The organism is Marinobacter sp. SBS5, assembly GCF_048285575.1.
Lineage (GTDB): Bacteria > Pseudomonadota > Gammaproteobacteria > Pseudomonadales > Oleiphilaceae > Marinobacter.
Genome location: NZ_JBLWAZ010000011.1, coordinates 19,827 through 44,001 on the forward strand (window position 1 = coordinate 19,827; position 24,175 = coordinate 44,001).

The following is a 24,175-nucleotide window of genomic DNA, read 5'->3' on the forward strand; positions in this document are numbered from 1 at the left end:
GGAGTGCACCCAAAGCCAGTTGGCAAGTAAAGGTTCGCAGTACATGCGTCTGATTCGAGGCCTCACCAATCTTAAGCGCCTGTCCGCGGAAGCGGATTCTCCGCTCGCCGGTGGCTGTGTCGCAACCATCGGGAACTTCGATGGTGTGCACTTGGGCCACAAAACGATTATCGAACAGGTGCGGCAAAAGGCTGTAGAACTGGGTGTGCCCTCTGTGGTGATGTTTTTTGAGCCCCAGCCTCGGGAATTTTTTCAGGGTAACGAAGCGCCTCCCCGGTTGATGCCATTCCGTCAGAAGTTCGAAGCGCTGTTGAGTGAAGGCATCGACATAGTGCTGTGCATCCGTTTCGATGACACCTTCCGCAGCTTTTCGGCCATGGATTTCATCGAAAACGTGCTGATCCACGGCTTGGCGGTGCGCCATCTGGTGGTGGGTGATGATTTCCGTTTCGGTTGTGATCGAGCGGGAGACTTCCGTCTACTGAAACAAGTGGGGCAGGAGCACGACTTCACCGTCGAGAATACTCGCACGGTAACGGTTGATGGTGAGCGGGTTAGCAGCACTCGGGTTCGTAAGGTTCTGAATGTGAACGGCCTTGAGGAAGCGGAGCGCCTTTTGGGGCACCCTTACCAGATTCATGGTCGAGTGGTGTACGGCCGGCAGCTCGGTCGTCAGCTGGGCGCGCCCACAGCGAACATCTTGCTGAACCGGATGCCCGCCTTGCGTGGTGTTTATGTGGTACGTGCCCGCCTTGAGACGGGTGAATGGCAAGATGGCATTGCAAACATTGGCCTTCGGCCAACGGTGGACGGGAAACGGCCAGCGCTGGAAGTGCACCTGTTCGACTTTGCTGGCACACTCTACGGCCAGCATTTGAGTGTTGTGTTCCGTCACGGCCTGCGGGACGAAGTGAAATTCGATTCTGTTGACGAGTTACGGCAACAGATCGCCCGGGATTTCGAGCATGCCCGGGCCTGGCTGGCGGACAACCCCGCCCAGCCCATCAACTGATTTAACTGACCAACCAGAGAGTGCGCACACAAACATGAGCGACTACAAGCATACCCTGAATCTGCCGGAAACCGCCTTTCCGATGCGCGGTAACCTGGCCAAGCGTGAGCCGGATATGCTCAAACGCTGGCAGGATCTCGACGTTTACGGCAACCTGCGCAAGCAGCGCGAAGGCCGGGAAAAGTTCATCCTGCACGATGGCCCTCCTTATGCGAACGGCAGCATTCATATCGGGCATGCGGTCAACAAAATTCTGAAGGACATGATCGTTAAATCCCGTAGCTTCATGGGGTACGACGCGCCCTACGTGCCGGGCTGGGACTGTCACGGTCTGCCCATCGAGCACAAGGTTGAGCAGGAAATCGGCAAAGCCGGCGTGAAAGTGGACTACAAAACCTTCCGCCAGGCCTGTCGCGATTATGCGGCGAAGCAGATCGACGGCCAGAAAGCCGACTTCATCCGTTTGGGTGTGATGGGTGAGTGGGACAAGCCCTACCTGACCATGGACCCGAAAGTAGAAGCCGGCATTGTTCGTGCTCTCGGCAAGATCGTGGCCAAAGGTCATCTGGTTCGTGGCTTCAAACCGGTTTACTGGAGTGTGGTTGGTCAGTCCGCACTGGCAGAAGCCGAGGTTGAGTATCAGGACAAAACCTCTACCCAGATTGACGTGCGTTTTACCGCGGTTGATCAGGCTGGCGTGCTCAAGTTGTTCGGTACCGACGAAGGTGAAGGTGACGTTTCAGTGGTTATCTGGACCACCACGCCGTGGACCATCCCGGCCAACCAAGCAGTTTCTCTAGGCGCTGATCTGGAATACGCCTTGGTCCAGGTGGATGCCGGCAACGGCCCGGAGCGCATGATTCTGGCTACCGATATGGTTGCAGGCATCATGGCTCGCTGGGGCGTAGAAGATTTCCGCGTGTTGGCCAACGTAACCGGCTCCGCACTCGAAAACCAACTGCTGCAGCACCCGATCTACGACAAGCAAGTGCCCGTGCTTCTGGGCGATCACGTATCGCTGGATGCCGGTACCGGTGCAGTTCACACCGCTCCAGACCACGGTATGGAAGACTTTGAAGTGGGCAAAGCCTACGGCATTGACACCATCAACCTGGTCAAAGCAGACGGCACCTATACCGATGCAGCAGGCGAATTCGCCGGTATTCACGTGTATAAAGCCGACGAGCCGGTCAGCGCTGCGCTGGAGCGTGAAGGTAAGTTGGTGCGTGCCGAGAAATTCCGCCACAGCTACCCGCACTGCTGGCGCACCAAAACACCGCTGATCTACCGTGCAACGCCGCAATGGTTCATCAGCATGGACAAGCTCAACCTGCGTGACGATGCGCTGGAAGCCATCAAAGGCATCCGCTGGGTGCCGAGCTGGGGCCAGAACCGCATTGAAGCCATGTTCCAGCAAAGCCCTGACTGGTGTATCTCCCGTCAGCGCACCTGGGGTGTTCCGATCACCTTGTTCATTCACAAGGAAACTCAGGACCTGCACCCGAACACTCAGGAACTGATCGAAAAAGTGGCGCAAGCGGTTGAAACCGATGGTATCGACGCTTGGTACGATATCGATCAAAACGAACTGCTGGGTGACGACGCTGACCAGTACGACAAGGTGCTCGACACCCTGGACGTTTGGTTCGATTCCGGTGTCACTCACGAGTCTGTACTGCGAGCACGGGAAGAATTAGGGCAGTTCCCTGCGGACCTTTACCTGGAAGGCTCTGACCAGCACCGCGGTTGGTTCCAGTCGTCACTGAAGACTTCCATCGCCATGAATGGCGTAGCGCCCTACAAGCAGGTGCTGACCCACGGCTTCACCGTGGATGCCAAAGGCTACAAGATGTCCAAATCCATGGGCAACGTGATTGCGCCTCAGGAAGTGATGAATGAGCTTGGTGCTGACATCCTGCGTTTGTGGGTATCGGCCACCGATTACAGCGGCGAGATGTCAGTCTCCAAAGACATCCTGCGCCAGACCGCAGACGGTTACCGCCGTATCCGGAACACCGCCCGCTTCCTGCTCAGCAACCTGAACGGTTTTGAGCCGGAGCAGCACATGGTGGCGCCGGAAGATATGATCGCCCTCGACCGCTGGATGGTAGATCGTGCCTTGCAGCTGCAAAACGAGCTGCAAGAAGACTACGAAAACTACGCCTTCCTGCGCATTTACCAGAAAGTGTATAACTTCTGTGAAGCGACGCTGGGTGGTTTCTATCTGGATATCATCAAAGATCGCCAGTACACGACTCAGGCCGACAGCTTGGCTCGCCGTTCCTGCCAGACCGCGCTGTACCATGTGGCAGAAGCGCTGGTGCGCTGGATTGCCCCGATCCTCAGCTTTACCGCTGACGAGATCTGGCAGCACCTGCCGGGACAGCGTGGCGAAACCGTGTTCTACGAAACCTGGTACGAAGGCCTGACCGCACTGCCGGAAGACGCAGAGCTGGGTCGCGACTACTGGCGCGAAATCTATAGCGTGAAAGAGGCCGTCAACAAATGCCTCGAAGATGTTCGTGCCCGTGGTGACATCAAAGGCTCCTTGAGTGCCGAAGTTACCTTGTACTGCGAAGGCAGTTTGGCCGAGCGCCTGAACTTCCTGGGCCAAGAGCTGCGTTTCGTGTTGATCACTTCCGAAGCTACGGTTAAGCCAGTCAGCGAAGCGGAAGGTGCCGAGCAAACCAGCCTTGAAGGCTTGATGGTGAAAGTGACTCCGGCCGCTCACGCCAAGTGCGAGCGCTGCTGGCACCACCGTGAAGACGTTGGCCAGAACGAAAACCATGCGGACCTGTGCGGCCGCTGTGTCAGCAACGTGGAAGGCCCGGGCGAAACCCGAGCCTACGCTTGATGGACACCGTCATGGTTGATGAGCGGGAAGGCAGCAAGCTGAAGTGGTTATGGCTGGCCGTCTTGGTGATTGCGGTGGACCTAGGTACCAAATACATGGCCACCGCCATGTTGACCTACGGCAACCCGGTGCCGGTGATCCCCAGCTTTAACCTGACCTTGCTGCACAATACCGGCGCGGCCTTCAGCTTTCTGGCCGACGCCGCCGGTTGGCAGCGCTGGTTCTTCGTAGCTCTGGCCTTGGTTGTCAGCGTGGTTCTGACCGGTTGGCTGAAAAAGCTCAAAGCCAACGAAACCTGGACCGCCATCGCCATTGTGCTGATATTGGGTGGGGCCATTGGTAACGTATACGACCGTGTGGTTCATGGCTACGTGGTCGATTTCCTGCATTTTTATTGGCAGGACTGGCATTTCCCCGCCTTCAATCTGGCCGACACCGCCATCACCATCGGCGCTGCCATGATGGTGCTCGACGTATTCCGCAAACCCGCTGAAGACAGCGGGGATGCCGACAGGAGTAAATGATCCTATGAACGACCTGCCAATCGACAAGGGAACTCGTGTAACCCTGCATTTCGCTCTCAAGTTTGAAGATGGCGAAACCGTGGATACCACCTTCGGCAAAGAGCCGGCTACGCTGGAAATCGGCGATGAAAACCTGCCGGAGAATTTCGAAGCTTACCTGATGGGCCTGAAAGCCGGGGACCACAAAACCTTCGAAGTGCCGCCCGAAAAAGCGTTCGGTCAACACAACCCCAATAACCTTCAGACCTTCAAGCGCCACGAATTCAGCGCCGATATGGTATTGGAGAAGGGCGTGGTGATTTCTTTCGCCGATGCCCGGCAGCAAGAACTGCCCGGCGTGATCAGTCGGGTGGAAGGTGATGAAGTTGAAGTCGACTTCAACCACCCGCTGGCAGGGCGTACACTGAGTTTTGAAGTACAGATCATCGATGTGGAGCCCGCTGGGCAAACACACTGAAGGGCAACGATATGCAAATCCGATTAGCAAATCCTCGTGGCTTCTGCGCCGGTGTAGACCGAGCGATAGAAATCGTAAACCGCGCGCTCGACGTATTCGGTGCGCCCATCTACGTGCGCCACGAAGTCGTCCACAACAAGTTTGTGGTTGATAACCTGCGCAATCGGGGAGCCGTGTTTGTTGACGAACTGCACGAAGTACCTGATGACACCTTAGTGATCTTCAGCGCCCACGGCGTATCCCAGGCCGTTCAAAACGAAGCCGCTCGCCGTGGCCTTAAAGTCTTTGACGCCACCTGCCCGCTGGTCACCAAAGTTCATATGGAAGTCATGCGCAACAGCCGGGACGGCCGTGAATGCATCCTCATCGGCCACCATGGCCACCCGGAAGTCGAAGGCACCATGGGCCAGTACGACCACAGCAACGGTGGTAACATCTACTTGGTCGAAGACGACGGGGATGTTGAAAAGCTGGAAGTGAAAGATCCTGAGCGCCTCGCCTACGTGACCCAAACCACGCTTTCCATGGATGACACCGCCCGAGTGATTGACGCACTGCGCGCCAAGTTCCCGAAAATCGAAGGCCCACGCAAAGACGACATTTGCTATGCCACCCAAAACCGCCAGGATGCGGTAAAGCAATTGGCCGGCGACTGCGACCTGATGCTGGTAGTGGGCTCCCCGAACAGTTCCAACTCCAACCGCCTGCGCGAGCTGGCGGAACGTATGGGCACCCCCGCTTTCCTGATTGATGAAGCCTCCCAAATCGACAAACAGTGGCTGGAAGGTAAAAAATCGGTGGGTGTGACTGCCGGTGCCTCTGCTCCTGAAGTGCTTGTGGCTGATGTGATTAACCGCTTGAAGGAATTAGGTGGGGAAGAGCCGCAGGAGATTGCTGGGCGGGAGGAGAATATTGTGTTCTCTATGCCTAAGGAATTGCGAATTGATGTGGTGAATGTTCAATAGCGAGCATTGGCCACCAAGGGCAAGTGATTTGTCCAGACAACAAAAAAGCGTGATTTCGATCACGCTTTTTTGTTGTCTGGTTACCGCTCACGCGCGGTTTCTCACCGTTTGTCGTTTAGCGGTAGGTGTTCTCAACAGAGTTTCGTAAGCTGAAATTGAGATAATAAGAGGTTTGCTTTATGCGTGTCCGGAGCGACAGCGGTTTTACGTTGGTTGAGTTGATGATTACTTTGGCGGTGGCGGTGATATTGGTAACCGTTGCTATCCCGAGTTTTCGGGACCTGCTCGCGCGTAACGAGTTGGTTACCGCGACGAATGCGTGGGTTGGAGCGATCAGTTCAGCCCGTGCAGAAGCCGTTAAACGCAACCAGTCGGTGGCGTTGTGCGGGGAGGATAACGCACCGACGAGCGGGATCGGCTCTGGTTGCACCGCTGCACTCGCCGGTGAAGTGCGGTATTTGCCGCGAGATGGTGGTGCTGCTGAAGCCCTCCATTCTGCGTTAGCTGATTCGATCGACCAGCCATTGGTCGTTGTTGCTTCCACAACCGTGCGTTTCCGGGGGGACGGAATGGGCTACCTGGGAGATAACATGATGACCCCGTACAACACAGCCGGTGGAGACCCGTCAGTGGTCGTGTTGTGCAGTTCTGCGCTCACGAGCGATAACGCTCGGCGTGTGGAGTTGATTGCCGGCAGTACGGTGCAGGTCGTCACCGAAACGCGAGCAAATTGTCCATGAACCGATTGATGAACGATGCCCGTCAGAGTGGAGCTATACGCATGGCCAACCTCCAAGTAAAACAACCGTTAACGGTTTTTCCGGGTCGCCAATCAGGAGTTGGCTTGATTGAAGTGTTGATCGCCGTACTGGTGCTGTCGATTGGCTTTCTCGGCATGGCTGCGCTGCAATCAAAGGCTCTCAGCAATAACAACAGTGCGATGGTGCGCAGTATCGGAACGATTGCTAGTTACTCTATTCTGGATGCTATGAGGGTTGATTTAACAGGCGTTCGAGCCGGTGATTACGATAATTTGAAGGTGACGGTGCCTAAGGACTGGGCGGCTCCGGGTGATTGTTCCGGAGCGACGAAGGGCAGCGCACTGGCCCAAGCCAATCAAAATCAGTGGTGTGATGATCTCGGCAGTTTGATGGGGCCGGGAACGCAAGGTGATATCACGGCTAATGGAGGGGGTAATTACACGATTACCATCACCTTTAACGACGAGAGGGCGACTGGCGGTATTGCCGGCCAAACCATGATCACGCGAGCGAAGTTATGATGTCTAGCAAACGATACAGTCAGATTTTGGTTCAGCCACGAGCAGCCGCCGGCTTCACGCTGGTCGAGTTAATGATTGCTCTCGTGCTGGGTCTGCTGGTTATCGCCGGGGTCGGCAGTGTATTTCTGGCTAACCAGAACGCTTACCGCAGTAATGTGGCCTTAGGAGAAGTTCAGGAGGGCGCGCGCACTTCTTTTGAGTTCCTGGCAAGGGAAATTAGGGCCGCAGGCGCTAATCCATGTGGGACGGCTAACGTGGATAGTGTGCTCAACGCCGCGGGCGATCAGATGCTTGATAACAATACGCCAATCCAAGGTTGGGACGACGCAACGACGGTTGCGGGGCTTCCCACTAGCGGCGCAGGACAGCCTGTGGCAACTGGTGCGATTCGTTTGGCGAGTGCTAGGAACACCGGGCTGGCTATTGACTCGATGGATGGTCCTCAAGCCAGTGTCACGCTCCAAAATGAAACAACGGCCATCAGCAAGGGCGATGTTCTAATGCTCTGCGATGTCGATAAGGCCACAATGTTTCAGGTGACAAATTTCAACTCAAAGAAAACGTTAGTGCACAACTCGGGAAGTTCGGAAAAACCGGGAAACCAAACAAAGTGCTTGAACCATCCCGTGCCTCAAACTCCTGCCGGTGGGTCCTGTAATACGTTTAGCCCAACGTCATATCTTGCTCTACCTACTAACTATATCTGGTACATAGGGGTCAATGATGCCGGAGGTCGCTCGCTATACCGCTTCGGTCGTGGCCAAAGCACAACTTCTGCAGCGGCGGAAATGGTGCGAGGAGTTTGGGATATGACGGTGAGATATCATGAGCAGGGTGGAAACTCTTTCGTTACAGCTGGCGGTGTGGGTAACTGGGAAAATGTGGATGCAGTTCGGTTTGCGTTAACAGTCCAGAGTGGGGGAACTCAACCAGGAGCCGCTGCAGGAACGGATAATCAGCCACTTCAGCGGGTTTTTACGTCGACGGTGGCACTTCGTAACCGGCTGAATATTAATTGAAAGTTGAGCGGTCAATCATGATGTCCGAACGAAGAAGCAGAATCGTAGAGGTGTGGAGCCAACGCCAACAGCAAGGAATGGCTCTTGTGGTTTCGCTGGTGTTGCTGATTGCAGTGACTCTTGTTGGTCTCGCCGGAATGCGAGGCACAATACTCCAAGAACGCATGGCGGGTGGTGCCTATGATCGTGAGACGGGCTTCCAGGCGGCTGAGGCAGCGTTAATCATGGGAGCGCGTGATTTCACCAGCAATCGGCAGACATGGGAAGCACTGATAGCAGCCAACTCGGCTTCGCTGGATTGCAGCGATAAAAGCTGTGCCTCCAACCCCAGTGGCCAAATTGCTAATAATTTATGGCAATCAATTCCCAATGGGACTGGCCAAACGGAATTTACTGCTATCGACTCGGCTAGCCCGCCACAGTTCGTCGTGCAACTGCTAGGTGACTGTTCATCCACAGGGGTTGGAGCGGGGTATACCGGAACCACTGATCAGAACGAAGGGGGCCCGGGAGGCACCCAGCTCACGAACCAAGGTACTTGTTACCGCATCACCGCGCGGGCGCTAGATCCCACTGCGGCGATAAACGCTGAACGCGCGCAGGTCGTCCTTCAAGCGACCTACCGGATGTAGGAGATGTCCGTTATGAAAACCTTTAACAAGAATGTGGTGGCCACTTCGGCGGAGATGGGTAAAGTTTTCCATCTGTCGCCTTCTGGGAGCAGGCGCGCCATGGTTCACCGGTTGATGGTGGCAGTGATATTGTTGTTCGTTGCGCCGATGAACGGTGTTCAAGCTGCCATCGATAGTGTGAACGTTGACCAAAGCCCGCTGATCGTTAGCGAACCCTTACCGCCAAATATCGTCCTAATGTTGGATGACTCCGGTTCGATGGCGTTTGATTACATGCCGAATTTGAGCGGAGACTCATCTAGTAAAAACTGGCGAGCACCATCAGTAAACAGAGTTTACTACGACCCTGCAGTTACGTACCTTCCGCCGTTTAAAGCTGATGGTACCCGGTATCCGATCGTAACGACATTTCCTAATGCTCCTTTAAATGGGTATGACAAATCTTCTGAAAGTAAGTTTATTCCAGCATGGCAGTCGCCCTTTAAGTCTTTCTATTTTGGCAAGTTCGGTGGTAAAAGTTGCCCTAGTGGCACAACCGAAAGTGGCTGGGACGATGACTATTGCTACTCCAGTAGCGAACGAACTGATTTGGCTCATCTCTTCTATACGACCCGTCAGGTTAACGGAAGAACTTATTATTACTATGAGAAAACAAGGTTCGGTGCTTTCGCGTATACAAAAAATAATGGAAATGAGGTTTTGGTATCGGATAAATGTTCAGAGAAGCCAAGTAGTATGAGTGGCGTTTGCGTGGATGCCAGCGATACGTCAGGGGCTGCTGCGCCATCTGGGGTGGAGGCAGGTGAGAACGTTGCGAACTGGTTTGCTTATTATCGAACAAGGGTGTTTGCATCTAAGGCTGGTGTTATGAACGCTTTTGTTACTCTCGATCCAGCATTTAGAGTGGGGTTTGGCTCAATAAATGGCGGAACCTATGGATCTAATAATAACGACGATTACCTAACCAATCCAATCTATGGTGATAGCCACGCGTACATCAGTAAAGTAAAACCTTTCGGGGATGCGGCTTCGCCCGGTAGTCGGTCGGGTTTGTATGGTTGGCTCGAGAAGCTAAGAGCAAATAGTAGTTTTTATAATGGCTCTTCGTTCGGTGGTACGCCGTTGAGAAGGGCGTTGGTTTCTGTTGGGGAGTACTTTAAAAACGAAAATCAGCCATGGGAAGTCGGCTACGATGACCAGGGAACCTATGATAGTAGCCAATATTCTTGTCGCCAATCATTCTCAATCTTGATGAGTGATGGTTACTGGAATGGGGATAGTCCAAGTGTTGGTAATCAGGATAACAGTGAATCTAAGCCGTTCAATGGGAGCGACCAGTCCAACTACTTAGCTGACGTAGCTTTAAAATACTGGAAATCGGATTTAAGGCCGAATCTGAAAGATGATGTGCCGGTGACCAGTCGAGATGGCGCCAATTGGCAGCACATGAGCACCTTCACGATTGGGTTAGGTGTCGAGCCCGTATTAGCGGACAATGGCGGAGGGAGCTTAGCGGATATCTTTAATTGGGCTCGTACCGGAAACGTGGGCTCGATTGATAAAAGCAAATTTGACTGGGGAAGCGATAAGATCGCTGACTTAGCGCACGCGGCGGTTAATGGTCGCGGCGACTTTTTCTCCGCTCGTAATCCTCAGCAATTCGCGGATGGACTTAAGAAAGCTTTAGCCGATATAGCAGCAGCACCGGGGGCGGGCGGCTCGCCTACCTTTAGTGGTGGAGAAACGTTGACCTCAAATACTAAACAATACACGTCTAGCTATATGACAGGCTCTTGGACAGGAGACCTGAAAGCAGTGGGCTATGATTCTGCTACTGATTCATTCAGCGTTGATGTATGGAGAGCATCAGAACAGCTACCTGTGGCGGCGGATAGAAATATTTGGACCGTAGATGCTAGTGGCGCTGCAGTAGAGTTCAAATCAGCAACGTTAGGCGATTATTTAGGAATATTGGGTGACAATCTTTATCCTTCAGACCCGAAAGGAGCTGCATGGGGCGCTCATATTGTCAATTATTTGCGTGGTGACCAGTCGTATGAGGACTCAGCTAAACAGCCGCTTACTTCAGCGTTGCGCAAGCGTGATACGGTATTAGGTGACATCGTAAACTCCACTCCTGTTTTGATTGGTGATCCGAAGCCCAATCTTTATAAGCATGTTCTCGACGAGACTTATTTCGATGGTTTGAGTGGTACGAATGACTATAAAAAATTTGTTACCGACAATTCGGGCCGTACGCCTGTCGCATACGTTGCAGCTAACGATGGAATGCTACACGCTTTTAATGCTGAAACAGGTAAAGAGATCTTTGCCTATATTCCTGGAGCAGTTGTTGGCGGCACAGGGGATGCGTCTTTAGCTAGGATTGCAAATCCCGAGTATGGTGTATATAACCCGGTTGATGGTACCCAACCTATTCCGCATCAGTTTTATAATGACGGTAAATTGACGACCCAAAACGTCTATATCGATGGCGCGTGGAAGACCATTTTGGTAGGGACAACCGGGCGAGGTACGTCGCGTACTGTCTATGCGTTGGATATAACAAATCCGGCCGATCTTGCAGATCCCCAAAAAGCCGACGATGCGATTCTCTGGGAACGTTCCGCGGGGGATGGAAAATCTAACGATGAGTGGATTGGCATGGCGTTGGGGCGCCCTACGATTTCTTTGATTGAGGAAAGTACTCAAGGCAACAAAGGTACGGGAAAATGGGTTGCCCACTTGGGTAATGGCCCAAATAGTGAAAACGGGCGAGCCGCTCTGTTGCAGTTCGATCTTAAAACTGGGGATCTCAAAGTCTACCCTGCAGGTACTGCGGTGGAGAATGGGCTTTCAGCGCCATACGTTATCCAAAAGAATGATACTGATGGTGTGAGTGAATATGCCTTTGCTGGTGATCTTCAGGGTAATGTTTGGCGGTTCGAGTTAAGTGCTAATGGAGGAAGTGTTAGTCAGCCGATTTATGTCGCCAAGGATAGCAACGGCAATCGTCAGCCTATTACCGCAGACATGTACGCCACTCAGAATCCAGATACGGGTGCTATATGGGTGTTCTTCGGGACAGGGCGTTATTTGACCAAATCCGATATTCTGGAGAGCAGCCCGAAGGTACAAACTTGGTATGGATTGCGTGCTTTAGCTGGCCCTTCAGGTTTCGCGGAAGCCAAAGCAACAAGTTCACGAAGCAATCTGCAAGAGCGTAAGATCATCGTTGAAAAGAGCACCACTGGCGGTGTGTTTAGGGTCACGAGTGTTGGTGAGTTTTCAGATCTAACAACAGACGGTGATGTTGGTTGGTATATGGACCTTGTCTCGCCTGAGAACGGAAGGGAAGGAGAAAGGGTTGTTTATCAGACGCAATTGATCGCAGGTAGGCTTGTCGTCAATACACTGATACCTAAATCAAGCAGCCCATGTGATACATCGCCAGCGGGAGCGACATTAATTGTCGATCCATTCTCGGGTGCGAATCCAGAAGAGCCTGTTTTGGATGCTGATGGTGACGGATCAATAGACTCCAACGACACTGTAACTATGGGCGGTAAGCTTTATCACTTTAACGGTGAACGATATAAAGTTGGGATGGCCGGTGTGTTTTCAGCGTTGAGAACGAGCAATGGTAATGTTCGACTGTTTGGCTCCGCGCTCGATTCAAGTGATGTGAGCAAGGAAACGACCATAGGCACGAGTGGATCCCAACGTTTAAACTGGCATGAAATCATTAATTAAGGCAGGAACGGAGAGTCACATGCAGTTGGAAACAGTAGAAAACAGCTCCACTCCTGCTCGCTGTGGACTGGATCTCCATATCGCTAAGGTACCGAATCTCGGGCACCGCGGCGCTGAGTCCGGATTTACTTTGATTGAACTGATGATCGTGGTGGCGATCATTGGGATTATCGCAGCGATTGCTTATCCTTCGTATACACAGCAGGTGGTCAAAACCAAGCGAGCGGCTGCTGCAGCTTGCTTGGTAGAGCAAGCGAGTTATATGGAGCGGTTCTACACCACTAATATGCGGTACGACAAAGACCTAGCCGGAAAAGACAATCCTTTTAAGGCGGCCAAAAACCCGCTGGAGCTTGCTTGCATGACTCAGGCGCAAACAGGAGCTGATTACACTTATGAAATCAAACCACTAACAAGGACCGGATATACTATCAGTGCAGCTCCTAAGGGTGCGCAAGCCAGTCATGACAGCGGCAAATGCGGTACGTTGACGCTTGATCAAAAGGGTACGCGTGGTGCTGGTGGTAGTGTTGATAAGTGTTGGTGATTGGTTTTTGAGTTTGTTAATTGATTAATTAGATGCGCGGATTTCCAAAGGAATTGGGCTGCGTATTTTCAGGAATAACAGGGAGTTCTTCATGCTCAAGGATGAGCGAAATGCCCGAACTCGGGCGGTTTCTTTTTACGATGTGCATGGCCGGCCAGCAGGTTTTTCTCTGATTGAGCTGATGGTAACCATGGCGGTTGCGGCGATCCTGCTAGCAACAGCTATTCCTGCATTTTCCAATATGATGGCTCGAAACGAGTTGGCTGTGGCGACCAATGCTGCGCGAGGTGCGCTGATGGTCGCCAGAGAGGCATCGGTGATGCGGGGGCACCCTGTCTCGCTATGCGCTGGTGAACCTGCAAGTGGTTGCAGTGGCGACTGGTCCAGCGGCCAGTGGATTGTATTCCGAGATTCTAATCATAGCGGTGATATCGACAGTGGTGATACGGTATTGCAGCATGGGCGCGTTCCTGGCGCCGGTCGCAATGTGTCGATGAGCGGTAATGGGCCGCTGCGGTCTGCGTTGGTTTATACGCCGTTAGGTCATGCCGAGCGTATCAGTGGAGCCTTTGGTGCTGGCCGCTTGAGGGTATGTGTGAAGCGGGAAATAGCGCCGAATGCGCGTGAACTCGTTATTTCAGTCAGTGGCAGGGTTCGTATGCAGCGTGTTGATTTCAACGGAGCTTGCCCTCCACTGTGATGGTTCGGAGGAGATGGAGTGAGTCTGAAGCGGTCACTCCATCCCCAACTTCTTCAGCCGATACCGCATCGCTCGAAAACTAATCCCTAGCCTTTTTGCAGCAGCTGTCTTATTCCACCGTGTAGCCTCAAGCGCCTTCTCAATGGCCTGCCGTTCAATCGTCTCAAGATAGCCTTCCAGATCAATCTCACCTTCAGGTACTAAAGCCGACAGCCCTTCGCCACCGTGTCCGGGCCTTCGGGCGGCGCTGCCGTGGGCCACGCCACCGCCAAGGTGCAAATCTTCCGCATCAATACGGTCTTCGTCACACAGTGTAAACGCCCGTTCTAGAATGTTCTCCAGCTCACGCACGTTACCCGGGAAGTCATAACTCTTCAGTCGGTCAATCGCGGCCGTGGTTAGTGTGGCTGGGTCACACTCATACTCGCGGGCAATGCGCTCAAGTATGTGTTCGGCCAGCATGGGAATGTCATCTCTTCGTTCTCGAAGTGCGGGTACGGCCAGCTCGATGACGTTGATGCGGTAGAACAAGTCTTGGCGAAAGTCTCCGGACAGCACCAATTCGGGCAGATTCTTGTGGGTGGCGCTCAGCACGCGAATGTCCACGGGAGCCTCTTTAGCATCGCCAACCGGTCGCACGGCTTTTTCTTGAATGGCGCGCAGCAGTTTTACCTGCATGGCGAGTGGCAAGTCCGCGACTTCGTCCAAAAATAGGGTGCCACCGTCGGCACTTCGGAACAGGCCCTCTTTGCTCTCCACGGCGCCGGTGAAGCTGCCTTTTTTATGCCCGAAGAATTCGCTTTCCATCAGCTCTGACGGAATCGCGCCACAGTTAACAGCGACGAACGGCGCTTCAGCGCGAGGGCCCTGCAGGTGGATCATCCTAGCAACCAGTTCTTTACCGCTGCCGGATTCGCCGCTGATAAACACCGGTGCCTGGCTGCGGGCCAGCTTTCGGGTTTGGTTACGGAGTTTGCGAAGTTCCGGTGAATTGCCCAGCAGCAGGCCGGGTTCGTCCACCTCGGTTCTTGTCTGGGCTTTGGGTTCCGACAACCGCAAAGCGCTGTTCACCAGTTCGCGCAACCTCGGCAGCTCTACCGGTTTGGACACGAAGTCAAACGCGCCGGCTTTCAGGGATTCAATGGCGGTATCCATGCTGCCATAGGCTGTGATGACAGCAACCGGTGTGGCCGGGGCGTGTTTCTGGATCCACTGCACCAGTTCAATGCCGTTACCATCTGGCAGGTTCATGTCCGTCAGGCAGAGTTGGGGTTTATGTTCTTCCAGTATGGCGCGCGCGCTGGTCAGATCGGCTGCGGTGTAGGTGGTGATGCCCATACGCCCCAGAGTGATCTCCAGAAGGCTCCGGATGTCTGGTTCATCGTCTACGATCAGCGCTGTGTGCTTGCTCATGGTCTGTTGCCGGTTCCCTGTTGAATTGCTAACGCCCGATGGCTGTGGTGGCTTAGATCATCCGCCCTGGGTGAGCGAAAGTAATGCGGAAGCGGCACCCTTGCTGGCTGTCCTCAACCAGTGACAGGTGCGCCTGATTTGCTTCACACAACTCTCTCGCAAGATAAAGCCCGAGCCCGGTTCCGTTTTTATCCGTGGTAAAAAACGGTTCGAATATGGAATTGCGATACTCCGGGGCAATGCCGGCACCGAAATCTCGAATATCGACGCGGGCCCGCTCGCCGTCTGCGGTTGTCCCAATCAGTAATTGTATCTTTTTTTCACCGGTATTCTGTTCGCTGTACCGCAGGCCATTGTCGCACAGGTTTACCATGACTTGTTCAATCTGGCTTTTATCAAAGCGGGCTCTGGGAACATCTCCTTCGATCAGTAGCTCAATAGCAGCGGGCGTGTTGTCGCTCTGAGTGTGCTGGAAGTCGTTACAAAATTCCGTTAACCAAGCCTGCACATCAATAATTTCAGTGTTTGCGATACGGCGGCGAGACAGGTCAAGAACGTTCTCGATAATGCCGTTTACCCGCTTGGAGTGCCGGCGGATGATGTCCAGCATTTGCTGGTCACCTTGGTCGAGATGTGGGGACTCTTCCATTAATTGAGCCGCATGACTGATTGCGCCCAGAGGGTTGCGGATTTCATGGGCGATACCAGCGGTTAGCCTTCCCAGCGAGGCCAGCTTCATTTGTTGGGCCTGCTGGGTGACTTTGCTCATGTCTTCAATGAAAACGAGAATTTGATCGCCGCGATCCTGATCAAGCTGGGTGAAGTTGGCTTGCAGTAGCGGGGAAGTCGGAGTCGCTTGGAACGGCTCGATTTTGGCGTAGTGGTCGTTCAGCCAAGTGTCCAGTCCGTCCCGCAAAGGGGGGGGCAGTACTCGCGTTTGGCGCATGCCGTAGGGATGAAGAGAGGTCTCTTCGAATAGCATTTCTTCGGCCGCTGCGTTAGCCAAGCGAATGTGGCCGAATCGGTCCAGCACCAGAATACCGGTGCGCATGCGTTGAATGATCTGTTGGTTGATTTGCTCAAGCTCGGCAATGCTCTTGGCCCGGCTGGTGGCCAGTGCTTCGCTTCGGATCACTCGTTTGGAAATGCCCTGCAAAACAAAGGCCGCGGCAAAATACAGTATGCCCAAGGAGCCCGCGCGAACGATATCGTCAGCAGGAGCATTGAGGGTCAAGGTGGCCCAACTGGAAATGCCCAGTGAACAGATCGTCGCAAGCGCGGCATAAAAGGTACCCAAACGGTTGGGTGCCAGGATATTGCCCGCAGCGACAGAGACGATGACCAAGTTGGCCAAACCGCTAGTAATGCCGGAACTGGCCAGCAACAAACCGTGGATGATCAGGATGTCGGCCAGTACTGAGAGTGTGATGTGCCGCTGGCGTGGATGAAAACCTGCCACAAGTACCAAGGCAATGAAACTGTTTACAGCCAAGTAAGATAGGGCGCCGACCTGGTAAGAATTCAGCCAACGAAACTTGGCTTCCGCCATGAAGGGTTCAACAAACAACAGGCCAGCCAGCAAGAGGCTGATCACGAGTCGGTAGTGGTTATAGATCCGAAATAATCTGGCTTGCTGATATTTTGCAAGAGGCCCGAAGGGCGAGCGCGCAGTGCTTGTGAGGGAGTCTGAAGCCATATCGGAAGTTATCTGTTGTCAGCCAGGAGGATTCCTCGTCAGTGCGTGGTTATAATAGCCTTTTAACGGCAATAAGTTACAGGAGCCTTTTGCATGTCGGCACCCGGTAAAACATCCGAGGCGTCTACCACCGTCAAAAAGTTACGGGTGGTGATGGCCCAGTTGGATTTTCTGGTAGGGGATATTCCAGGTAATACAGAGCGGGTTATTCAGGCCGCACGAGACGCCTGGCAAGAGCATCAGGCCGATATTGTGGTCTTCCCGGAGCTATGCATTACCGGCTATCCGCCGGAAGATCTTTTGCTGCGCCCCAGTCTCGGAATTCGAGTGTCGGAAGCGCTGGAGCAATTGAAGCAGGCAAAGCTGGAGCCCGCGATTGTTATCGGTGCTCCTGTGCGTTCAGGCGGTTTGCTCTATAACGCAGCCCTTGTCATCGAGGCCGGCGAGTTGGTGGGGCAATACTTCAAGCAGTGCCCGCCGAATTATCAGGTGTTTGACGAGAAGCGATATTTTGCAGAAGGCCAAGAGGCCAAAGTGTTGAACATCAAGGGCGTGCCAGTCGGCATCACCGTGTGTGAGGATATCTGGGCCGATGGGCCGGTGGAAGACGCCGCAGCTGCAGGCGCTCAGCTGATCCTGAACCTGAACGCCTCCCCCTACGACATTGACAAACAAGCCCGCCGCAAAGCGCTGCTGGAGCGCAAAGCTGCAAATAACAACGTCAGCATTGTTTACGTGAACCTGATGGGTGGGCAAGACGAGTTGGTGTTCGACGGTGGTTCGATGGTGGTTGACCACTCGGGCACGCTTGCAGTGGAAGTGCCGCAATTTCAAGAGGGTTTGTTTCCGGTTGAGTTTTTGTGCGAGCACCATTGCCAGCCAGTCTCGCAGCTGCCGTGCCCAGTGCCTTCGCTCGAGGCCAATGTGTATAACGCATTGGTAACCGGCGTTCGCGATTACGTTAATAAAAACGGTTTCAAGTCCGTTGTGCTCGGCCTGTCCGGGGGTATCGATTCGGCATTGACCTTGGCGGTCGCTGTGGATGCACTAGGGAAAGAGCGTGTCAGGGCGGTCATGATGCCGTTCCGCTACACGTCCAGTGCCAGCTTGGAAGACGCGGAAGCTCAGGCCACTGCGATGGGCGTGCAGTACGATGTATTTTCCATCGAGCCGATGTACGACGTGTTCATGCAAACTCTGGAAGCGCCCTTCGAAGGCACTCAGCCTGATACCACCGAGGAAAACTTGCAGGCCCGTTTGCGTGGTGTACTGCTGATGTCGCTGTCTAACAAATTTGGTTCACTGGTGTTAACCACTGGGAACAAGAGTGAGCTTGCGGTGGGGTATTCCACGTTATACGGTGATATGGCGGGCGGTTTTGACGTACTCAAAGATGTGCCCAAAACTTTGGTGTTTCGTCTTGCTCGTTATCGAAACAGTGTCGCACCGGCGATTCCGGAGCGAGTGATTACCCGTCCACCGTCTGCCGAGCTGGCCCCGGATCAGAAAGACGAAGACAGCCTGCCAAGCTATGACACGCTGGATGCCATTCTAAACCTGTACGTTGAGCGGGATTACAGTGCCGAAGCCATCGTGGCGGAGGGGTATGAGCGTGCCGACGTGGAGCGGGTCACTCGATTGGTGGATATCAACGAGTATAAACGCCGGCAGGCTCCGATTGGTGTGCGTATTACCGAGCGGGGGTTTGGTAAAGACCGCCGGTATCCGATCACCAACGGCTGGAAAATAGGCAAGTAAGGCTTTGCGCCTTACTCGTCGCCCAGTAAGCCGAATGTGACCACGTTCAGGAGCGAGCGGTTTTGCCGCTCGAACTGGTTCGCTTGGAACTTGCCGTTGGGGCCGAAGGCTTCACTGTTAGGGAAGTTTTTGCGCAGCGTAGCGATGGCATCGCTGGCACCTTTCCTCAGATCCATAAACAGGAAGGTGTCAGCCAGAATAATCAGCGCATCTTCAACCGCCGGTGACGACGGGTAGTTCTCGACGACGTAACGCGCCCGGTTGTTGGCCGCAACGTAAGCTTCCCGCTTGATGTAATAGCGAGCGGCGTGGATTTCCAGCTCGGCCATGCGGTTGCGAATAGAGATCATGCGCTGGCGGGCATCCGGCGCGTATTGGCTGTCAGGGAACCGGCTCAGCAATTGTGAGAAGTCGCGGAAAGCCTGCAGTTGTTCGCCTGGGTTGCGGGCGGCCACGTCAATCGGGAAGTAGCGGGCGGCGAGGCCTAGGTCTAGATTGTAGGAAGCCAGGCCGCGCATATACATGGCGTAGTCCAGCAGCTCACTTTGCGGGTTCAGGCGCATAAAGCGGTCTGCGGCTGCTCGGGCGCCTTCCAGATCAAGGTTCTGATAGCGGGCATAAATCAAGTCCACCTGAGCCTGTTCTGCATAGCGGCCGAACGGATAGTAGGTTTCGAGAGCGTCCAGGCTTTGTTCGGCTTCGTTGAAGTTGCCGGCGTTCATGGCCTTGCGAGCGTTCTCGTAGTAGGTTTGTTCCGGTAGCACTTCCACGTCTTTATTGGAGGCGCAGCCGGCAGCCAGCGCTATGATGGTGGAAAGTAGCAGTAATCGGACAACTGATCTCATGCCGGAATCCCGTATAATGGTCAGACTTATGATTGGATTGGCCATTGTAACGGGGAAGACTGCCCATGTGCAGTGCTAACAGAAGTATCTCTGGTTAATCTGACTGAAACGTAACATCGGTGTGAAGCCGGTGTCCTCACATTTGAAAGCATAGTGGCGAAGCGAGGCTTGATGTCTTCCGAAAACAGAATCACCGGCCAGTTCAAAATTCCACCGGGTTTGAGCGATAAACGACTCGATCAGGCGGCGGCCGAGTTGATGCCCGAGCATTCCCGCTCCCGTCTGCAGTCGTGGATTAAAAGCGGCGTGCTGACGGTCAACGGCAAAACCTGTAAGCCCAGAGACAAGGTGATGCTCAACGATGTGCTTGAGCTGGATGCCGAGCCGGAAGTGAAAGTGACCTGGGAAGCAGAGCCCATCACGCTTGATATTGTTTATGAAGACGAGCATTTGCTGGTCATTAATAAACCGGCTGGCCTGGTGGTTCACCCGGCGGCGGGTCATGCCGATGGTACCTTGGTGAATGCGCTGCTGAACTACGCGCCGGAGGTAGAGAACCTGCCTCGCGCCGGCATTGTGCACCGTCTGGATAAAGATACTTCCGGCATTATGGTGGTGGCGAGAAGCTTGATTGCTCACACCTCGTTGGTGAATCAGCTTCAGGAACGCACCATGGGCCGAGAGTACGAAGCGGTTGTGGTGGGTTCCTTGACCGGTGGTGCAACGGTGGATGCGCCGATTGGCCGTCATCCGCAGGATCGCAAGCGTATGGCGGTGGTGTCGTCGGGCAAGCCCGCGGTGACCCATTATCGGTTGATTGAGCGCTTCGCGGCTCACACCCACGTGCGCTGTAAATTGGAAAGTGGCCGTACTCACCAGATTCGTGTGCACCTGACCCACGTTCGTCACCCGTTGGTGGGTGACCCGGTTTACGGTGGCCGGTTGCGCTTGCCCAAGGGCACAACGGAAGAGTTGAGGGCCGAGCTGGCGGCATTCAATCGCCAGGCGCTGCATGCTCGCCAGTTGACTCTGGAGCACCCAGAGACCGGTGAGACCATGAGTTGGGAAGTGGCTTTGCCCGAAGATATGGTTCAACTCATAGCAGCATTGCGTAAGCACGCGCGCGAGCTGGAAGAAAATGATTTCTGAGAGCGATGTGCTCCGGCCTGATTGGTCTGCACCGTCGCGTGTGCGGGCATTTAGCACCACGCGTTTAGGGGGTGTTAGCCAACCGCCATGGCAATCACTGAATTTGGGTGGTCATGTTGGTGATAACCCGGAGAGTGTGACGCAGAATCGCCGGCGTTTGGCGAAGTTCATCGGCATCGAAGCCGGTCATATTGGCTGGCTGAATCAGGTGCACGGCACCCATGTGTTAGAGCTTACGCTCGAACGCCTGAAAGAGTGCCCCGATGCCGACGCCAGCTTCACCCGCGAAAAAGGCGTCGCTTGCGCCATTCTGACGGCAGACTGTCTGCCCGTGATCCTCGCTGATCGTAACGGTGAGGTGGTTGGTGCCGCTCATGCAGGTTGGCGTAGCCTTTGCGGCGGTGTGCTGGAAAATCTGATTCGTGCCATGGCGGTGGAGCCATCGGAGCTGATTGCGTGGTTCGGGCCATCTATTGGTCCCGCGAATTTCGAAGTGGGCCCCGAGGTTCGAGCGGCGTTCGTTGAACAGCAGGAAGAATCGGCCAGCGCTTTCTCCGAACAAGGTGCGCGCTCCGGGCATTTTATCGCGGATATCTATGAGCTGGCTCGTCTGCGTCTGTCTCGTGCGGGCGTTTCCGATATCTTCGGCGGAGGTCTATGCACCGTGGAGGATAGCGAGCGGTTTTACTCTTATCGCCGCGACGGCCAGACCGGCCGTATGGCAACATTGGTCTGGCTAGACTGACGGGCGTCAATTTTCTGACATTATTTCTTTTTGTTTCCTTGAACTCTCTTCTTTAGCCCCTACATTAGTTATCAAGACATCGCGAACGCCACTCATGCCAAGTATTAACCTATGTGTGGAAATGTTGGCGCGCTTTACCTATTCGGGGAAGAATTGTTATGAGAATCGATAAGTTGACCAGCAAACTGCAGAGCGCCTTGGCAGACGCTCAGTCCATTGCTGTCGGAAAAGACCACAACTTTATTGAGCCCGTACATTTGATGCAGGCCTTGCTCGATCAGCAGGGTGGTTCGATCAAACCGCTTTTGCAGCAAGTGGGTGTTGAATTTGGCCGAGTTCGGCAGGCTGTTGCCAGTGAGATTGAAACTTTGCCGGAAGTACAAGGCAATGGCGGCGACGTGTCCATGTCGAACGACATGGGACGCTTGTTCAATATTTCCGACAAGCTGGCCCAAAAGCGTGGGGACCAATTTATTTCCAGTGAGTTGATCCTGCTGGCAGCGGTTGAAGACCGCGGCTCGCTGGGGCGGATTCTGCGTGAGCACGGATTGGACAAAGCGGCTTTGGAAAAAGCCATAGATGAAGTGAGAGGTGGTGAAGCTGTGAATGATCCCGGTGCTGAAGAAAACCGTCAGGCGCTGTCGAAGTACACCATCGATCTGACTGAGCAGGCGGTCGCGGGCAAGTTAGACCCGGTGATTGGCCGGGATGATGAGATTCGCCGCACGATTCAAGTGCTGCAGCGCCGCCGCAAGAATAATCCGGTGCTGATTGGTGAACCGGGTGTTGGTAAGACCGCCATTGTTGAAGGCTTGGCGCAGCGTATTGTGAACGGTGAAGTGCCGGATAGTCTGAAAGAGAAGAAGGTGCTGTCACTGGATATGGGAGCTCTGATTGCCGGAGCCAAGTTCCGCGGTGAATTTGAAGAGCGCCTGAAGGCGGTTCTGAACGAACTGTCGAAACAGGAAGGCCAGATCATTCTATTCATCGATGAACTGCATACCATGGTTGGAGCGGGCAAGGCTGAAGGCTCGATGGACGCAGGCAATATGCTCAAACCTGCGCTCGCTCGTGGTGAGCTTCACTGTGTTGGTGCCACGACCCTGAACGAATACCGCGAAAACATTGAGAAAGATGCCGCCTTGGAGCGTCGATTCCAGAAAGTGTTGGTCAGCGAGCCCAGTGAAGAAGACACCATTGCGATTCTGCGAGGACTGAAGGAGCGTTACGAGGTTCACCACGGCGTGGAAGTGACAGACGGCGCTATTATTGCGGCAGCCAAGTTGTCCCACCGGTACATTACCGATCGCCAGCTGCCGGATAAGGCCATCGATTTGGTCGACGAAGCGGCGAGCCAAATCCGAATGGAAATGGATTCCAAGCCCGAACCGCTGGATCGTCTTGAGCGGCGTCTGATTCAGCTCAAGATTGAGCGAGAAGCATTGAAGAAAGAAACCGATGCCGCGTCTAAAAAACGCTTGGAAGAGCTGTCTTCTGTTATCGGCGGTGTTGAGCGTGAATACGCGGATCTGGAAGAAGTTTGGAACACGGAAAAAGCCGCCCTGCACGGCTCCCAGAAGATCAAGAGCGAACTCGAGCAGACCCGAATCGATCTGGAAAACGCTCGCCGCAGTGGCGATCTGGGCAAAATGTCGGAGCTGCAGTACGGCAAGATTCCAGAGCTTGAGCGCCAGTTAGATATGGCCAGCCAGGCTGAAATGATGGAAATGACGCTGCTGCGTAACCGGGTCACCGAGGAAGAGATCGCCGAGATTGTCTCCAAATGGACCGGTATCCCTGTCTCCAAGATGATGGAGGGGGAGCGGGACAAGCTTATGCGAATGGAAGAGGCGCTGCATGGCCGGGTGATTGGCCAGAACGAAGCGGTAGAAGCGGTTTCCAATGCGGTGCGGCGTTCCCGTGCCGGCTTGTCTGATCCGAATCGGCCTAATGGTTCCTTCTTGTTCCTTGGACCGACTGGCGTGGGTAAAACCGAGCTGTGTAAAGCGCTGGCGGCGTTCCTGTTCGACACCGAGGACGCCATGGTGCGCATTGATATGTCCGAGTTTATGGAGAAGCACGCCGTGGCTCGTTTGATCGGTGCGCCTCCAGGGTATGTGGGCTATGAAGAAGGTGGCTATTTGACCGAGGCAGTTCGTCGCCGGCCATACTCTGTGCTCTTGCTGGATGAGGTGGAGAAGGCGCACCCGGATGTCTTCAATATCCTGTTGCAAGTGCTGGATGACGGTCGCCTGACCGACAGTCAGGGCCGTACCGTAGACTTCCGCAACACCGTGGTGGTGATGACCTCGAACCTAGGCTCTCACATCATTCAGGAAAAAGCCGGCGAAGAGAATTACGAAGACATGAAGTCTGCCGTTATGGAAGTGGTCGGCACGCACTTCCGGCCCGAGTTTATCAACCGGGTGGATGAAGTGGTGGTGTTCCATCCGCTGGCGGAAAGTCAGATTCAGGGCATTGCGAGCATCCAGATTGAGAATCTTGCGAAGCGCCTGAAAGAGCAGGATATGAACCTGGAGTTGGGTGAAGATGCTCTGCAGTTGCTGGCCGAGGTGGGCTACGATCCGGTGTATGGAGCGCGTCCTCTGAAACGAGCGATTCAGCGTTTGATCGAAAACCCGCTGGCGCAGAAGCTCTTGCAAGGTGAGTTTGTGCCTGGTGACACGGTAAAGGCTACGGTTGAAGGTAGTGCTTTGGCATTCAGCAAAGGCTAACGGTCGCGGTTAGCGATGTACAAAAAGCCAGAGGGTGAGAGCTCTCTGACTTTTCTGATGTTTTCTTGGTTTTTTAGCGTTCAGCGCTG

General features: G+C 54.2%; 19 protein-coding genes. 16 read left to right on the forward strand and 3 right to left on the reverse strand.

The window, feature by feature from the left end; translation table 11 throughout:
• The first annotated feature begins 43 nt into the window (after window positions 1–43).
• The 12 genes from ribF (at window position 44) to ACNQ6O_RS15580 (ending at window position 13,745) form a co-directional block, all read left to right on the forward strand.
• The gene (ribF, locus tag ACNQ6O_RS15525; RefSeq protein ID WP_418054089.1) at window positions 44–1,012 is read left to right on the forward strand and encodes a bifunctional riboflavin kinase/FAD synthetase; all 969 of its coding nucleotides are present in this window, start codon (window positions 44–46) and stop codon (window positions 1,010–1,012) included.
• Window positions 1,013–1,046: 34 nt separating this feature from the next.
• Entirely contained in the window at window positions 1,047–3,866 is a 2,820-nt protein-coding gene (ileS, locus tag ACNQ6O_RS15530; RefSeq protein WP_418054090.1) for an isoleucine--tRNA ligase, read from the forward strand.
• On the forward strand, window positions 3,866–4,390 hold the full coding sequence (gene lspA, locus ACNQ6O_RS15535; RefSeq protein WP_418054091.1) for a signal peptidase II: 525 nt from the start codon (window positions 3,866–3,868) through the stop codon (window positions 4,388–4,390). The genes ileS and lspA overlap by 1 nt, the downstream gene beginning before the upstream one ends.
• Window positions 4,391–4,394: 4 nt before the next feature.
• Window positions 4,395–4,847 carry an FKBP-type peptidyl-prolyl cis-trans isomerase gene (gene fkpB / locus ACNQ6O_RS15540; RefSeq protein WP_418054092.1) on the forward strand — a complete coding sequence of 151 codons (453 nt, stop codon included), beginning with the start codon at window positions 4,395–4,397 and terminating at the stop codon, window positions 4,845–4,847.
• 11 nt (window positions 4,848–4,858) lie between these two features.
• Window positions 4,859–5,812, forward strand: a complete 954-nt coding sequence (gene ispH, locus ACNQ6O_RS15545) for a 4-hydroxy-3-methylbut-2-enyl diphosphate reductase (protein ID WP_418054093.1) — start codon at window positions 4,859–4,861, stop codon at window positions 5,810–5,812.
• A gap of 179 nt (window positions 5,813–5,991) precedes the next feature.
• Window positions 5,992–6,552 carry a GspH/FimT family pseudopilin gene (locus tag ACNQ6O_RS15550; protein ID WP_418054094.1) on the forward strand — a complete coding sequence of 187 codons (561 nt, stop codon included), beginning with the start codon at window positions 5,992–5,994 and terminating at the stop codon, window positions 6,550–6,552.
• A gap of 41 nt (window positions 6,553–6,593) precedes the next feature.
• Window positions 6,594–7,094 carry a type IV pilus modification protein PilV gene (gene pilV, locus ACNQ6O_RS15555; protein ID WP_305897885.1) on the forward strand — a complete coding sequence of 167 codons (501 nt, stop codon included), beginning with the start codon at window positions 6,594–6,596 and terminating at the stop codon, window positions 7,092–7,094.
• A complete protein-coding gene (locus ACNQ6O_RS15560; RefSeq protein ID WP_418054095.1) occupies window positions 7,091–8,113 on the forward strand; it encodes a PilW family protein in 1,023 nt (340 codons plus the stop codon). Before pilV ends, ACNQ6O_RS15560 begins: the two co-directional genes overlap by 4 nt.
• Window positions 8,114–8,130: 17 nt before the next feature.
• Window positions 8,131–8,745: a pilus assembly PilX family protein gene (locus tag ACNQ6O_RS15565; protein WP_418054096.1), complete on the forward strand. Its 615-nt coding sequence runs from the start codon at window positions 8,131–8,133 to the stop codon at window positions 8,743–8,745.
• A gap of 12 nt (window positions 8,746–8,757) precedes the next feature.
• On the forward strand, window positions 8,758–12,498 hold the full coding sequence (locus ACNQ6O_RS15570; protein ID WP_418054097.1) for a pilus assembly protein: 3,741 nt from the start codon (window positions 8,758–8,760) through the stop codon (window positions 12,496–12,498).
• Window positions 12,499–12,517: 19 nt separating this feature from the next.
• A complete protein-coding gene (locus tag ACNQ6O_RS15575; protein WP_418054098.1) occupies window positions 12,518–13,045 on the forward strand; it encodes a type IV pilin protein in 528 nt (175 codons plus the stop codon).
• A gap of 91 nt (window positions 13,046–13,136) precedes the next feature.
• Window positions 13,137–13,745 carry a GspH/FimT family pseudopilin gene (locus ACNQ6O_RS15580; RefSeq protein WP_418054099.1) on the forward strand — a complete coding sequence of 203 codons (609 nt, stop codon included), beginning with the start codon at window positions 13,137–13,139 and terminating at the stop codon, window positions 13,743–13,745.
• A gap of 33 nt (window positions 13,746–13,778) precedes the next feature.
• On the opposite strand, the gene ACNQ6O_RS15585 is transcribed toward ACNQ6O_RS15580, so the two are convergent.
• Both ACNQ6O_RS15585 and ACNQ6O_RS15590 read right to left on the reverse strand, forming a co-directional pair.
• The gene (locus tag ACNQ6O_RS15585) at window positions 13,779–15,158 is read right to left on the reverse strand and encodes a sigma-54-dependent transcriptional regulator (RefSeq protein ID WP_418054100.1); all 1,380 of its coding nucleotides are present in this window, start codon (window positions 15,156–15,158) and stop codon (window positions 13,779–13,781) included.
• Window positions 15,159–15,210: 52 nt separating this feature from the next.
• Complete coding sequence (locus ACNQ6O_RS15590; RefSeq protein WP_418054101.1) at window positions 15,211–16,854, reverse strand: sensor histidine kinase; 1,644 nt, start codon at window positions 16,852–16,854, stop codon at window positions 15,211–15,213.
• Between the two features lie 93 nt (window positions 16,855–16,947).
• Here ACNQ6O_RS15590 and ACNQ6O_RS15595 point away from each other — a divergent pair, with 93 nt between their 5' ends.
• A complete protein-coding gene (locus tag ACNQ6O_RS15595; protein ID WP_418054102.1) occupies window positions 16,948–18,612 on the forward strand; it encodes an NAD+ synthase in 1,665 nt (554 codons plus the stop codon).
• An 11-nt stretch (window positions 18,613–18,623) separates the two neighbouring features.
• On the opposite strand, the gene ACNQ6O_RS15600 is transcribed toward ACNQ6O_RS15595, so the two are convergent.
• Window positions 18,624–19,457, reverse strand: a complete 834-nt coding sequence (locus ACNQ6O_RS15600; RefSeq protein WP_418054103.1) for an outer membrane protein assembly factor BamD — start codon at window positions 19,455–19,457, stop codon at window positions 18,624–18,626.
• 171 nt (window positions 19,458–19,628) lie between these two features.
• Between ACNQ6O_RS15600 and rluD the strand changes: the two genes are divergently transcribed.
• The 3 genes from rluD (at window position 19,629) to clpB (ending at window position 24,086) form a co-directional block, all read left to right on the forward strand.
• Window positions 19,629–20,606, forward strand: coding sequence for a 23S rRNA pseudouridine(1911/1915/1917) synthase RluD (gene rluD / locus ACNQ6O_RS15605; RefSeq protein WP_418054104.1), 978 nt, complete (start codon window positions 19,629–19,631; stop codon window positions 20,604–20,606).
• Window positions 20,596–21,351 (forward strand): peptidoglycan editing factor PgeF, encoded by a 756-nt coding sequence (gene pgeF / locus ACNQ6O_RS15610; RefSeq protein WP_418054105.1) that lies wholly within the window; start codon window positions 20,596–20,598, stop codon window positions 21,349–21,351. The genes rluD and pgeF overlap by 11 nt, the downstream gene beginning before the upstream one ends.
• Window positions 21,352–21,509: 158 nt before the next feature.
• The gene (gene clpB / locus ACNQ6O_RS15615; protein ID WP_418054106.1) at window positions 21,510–24,086 is read left to right on the forward strand and encodes an ATP-dependent chaperone ClpB; all 2,577 of its coding nucleotides are present in this window, start codon (window positions 21,510–21,512) and stop codon (window positions 24,084–24,086) included.
• Window positions 24,087–24,175: the final 89 nt, after the last annotated feature.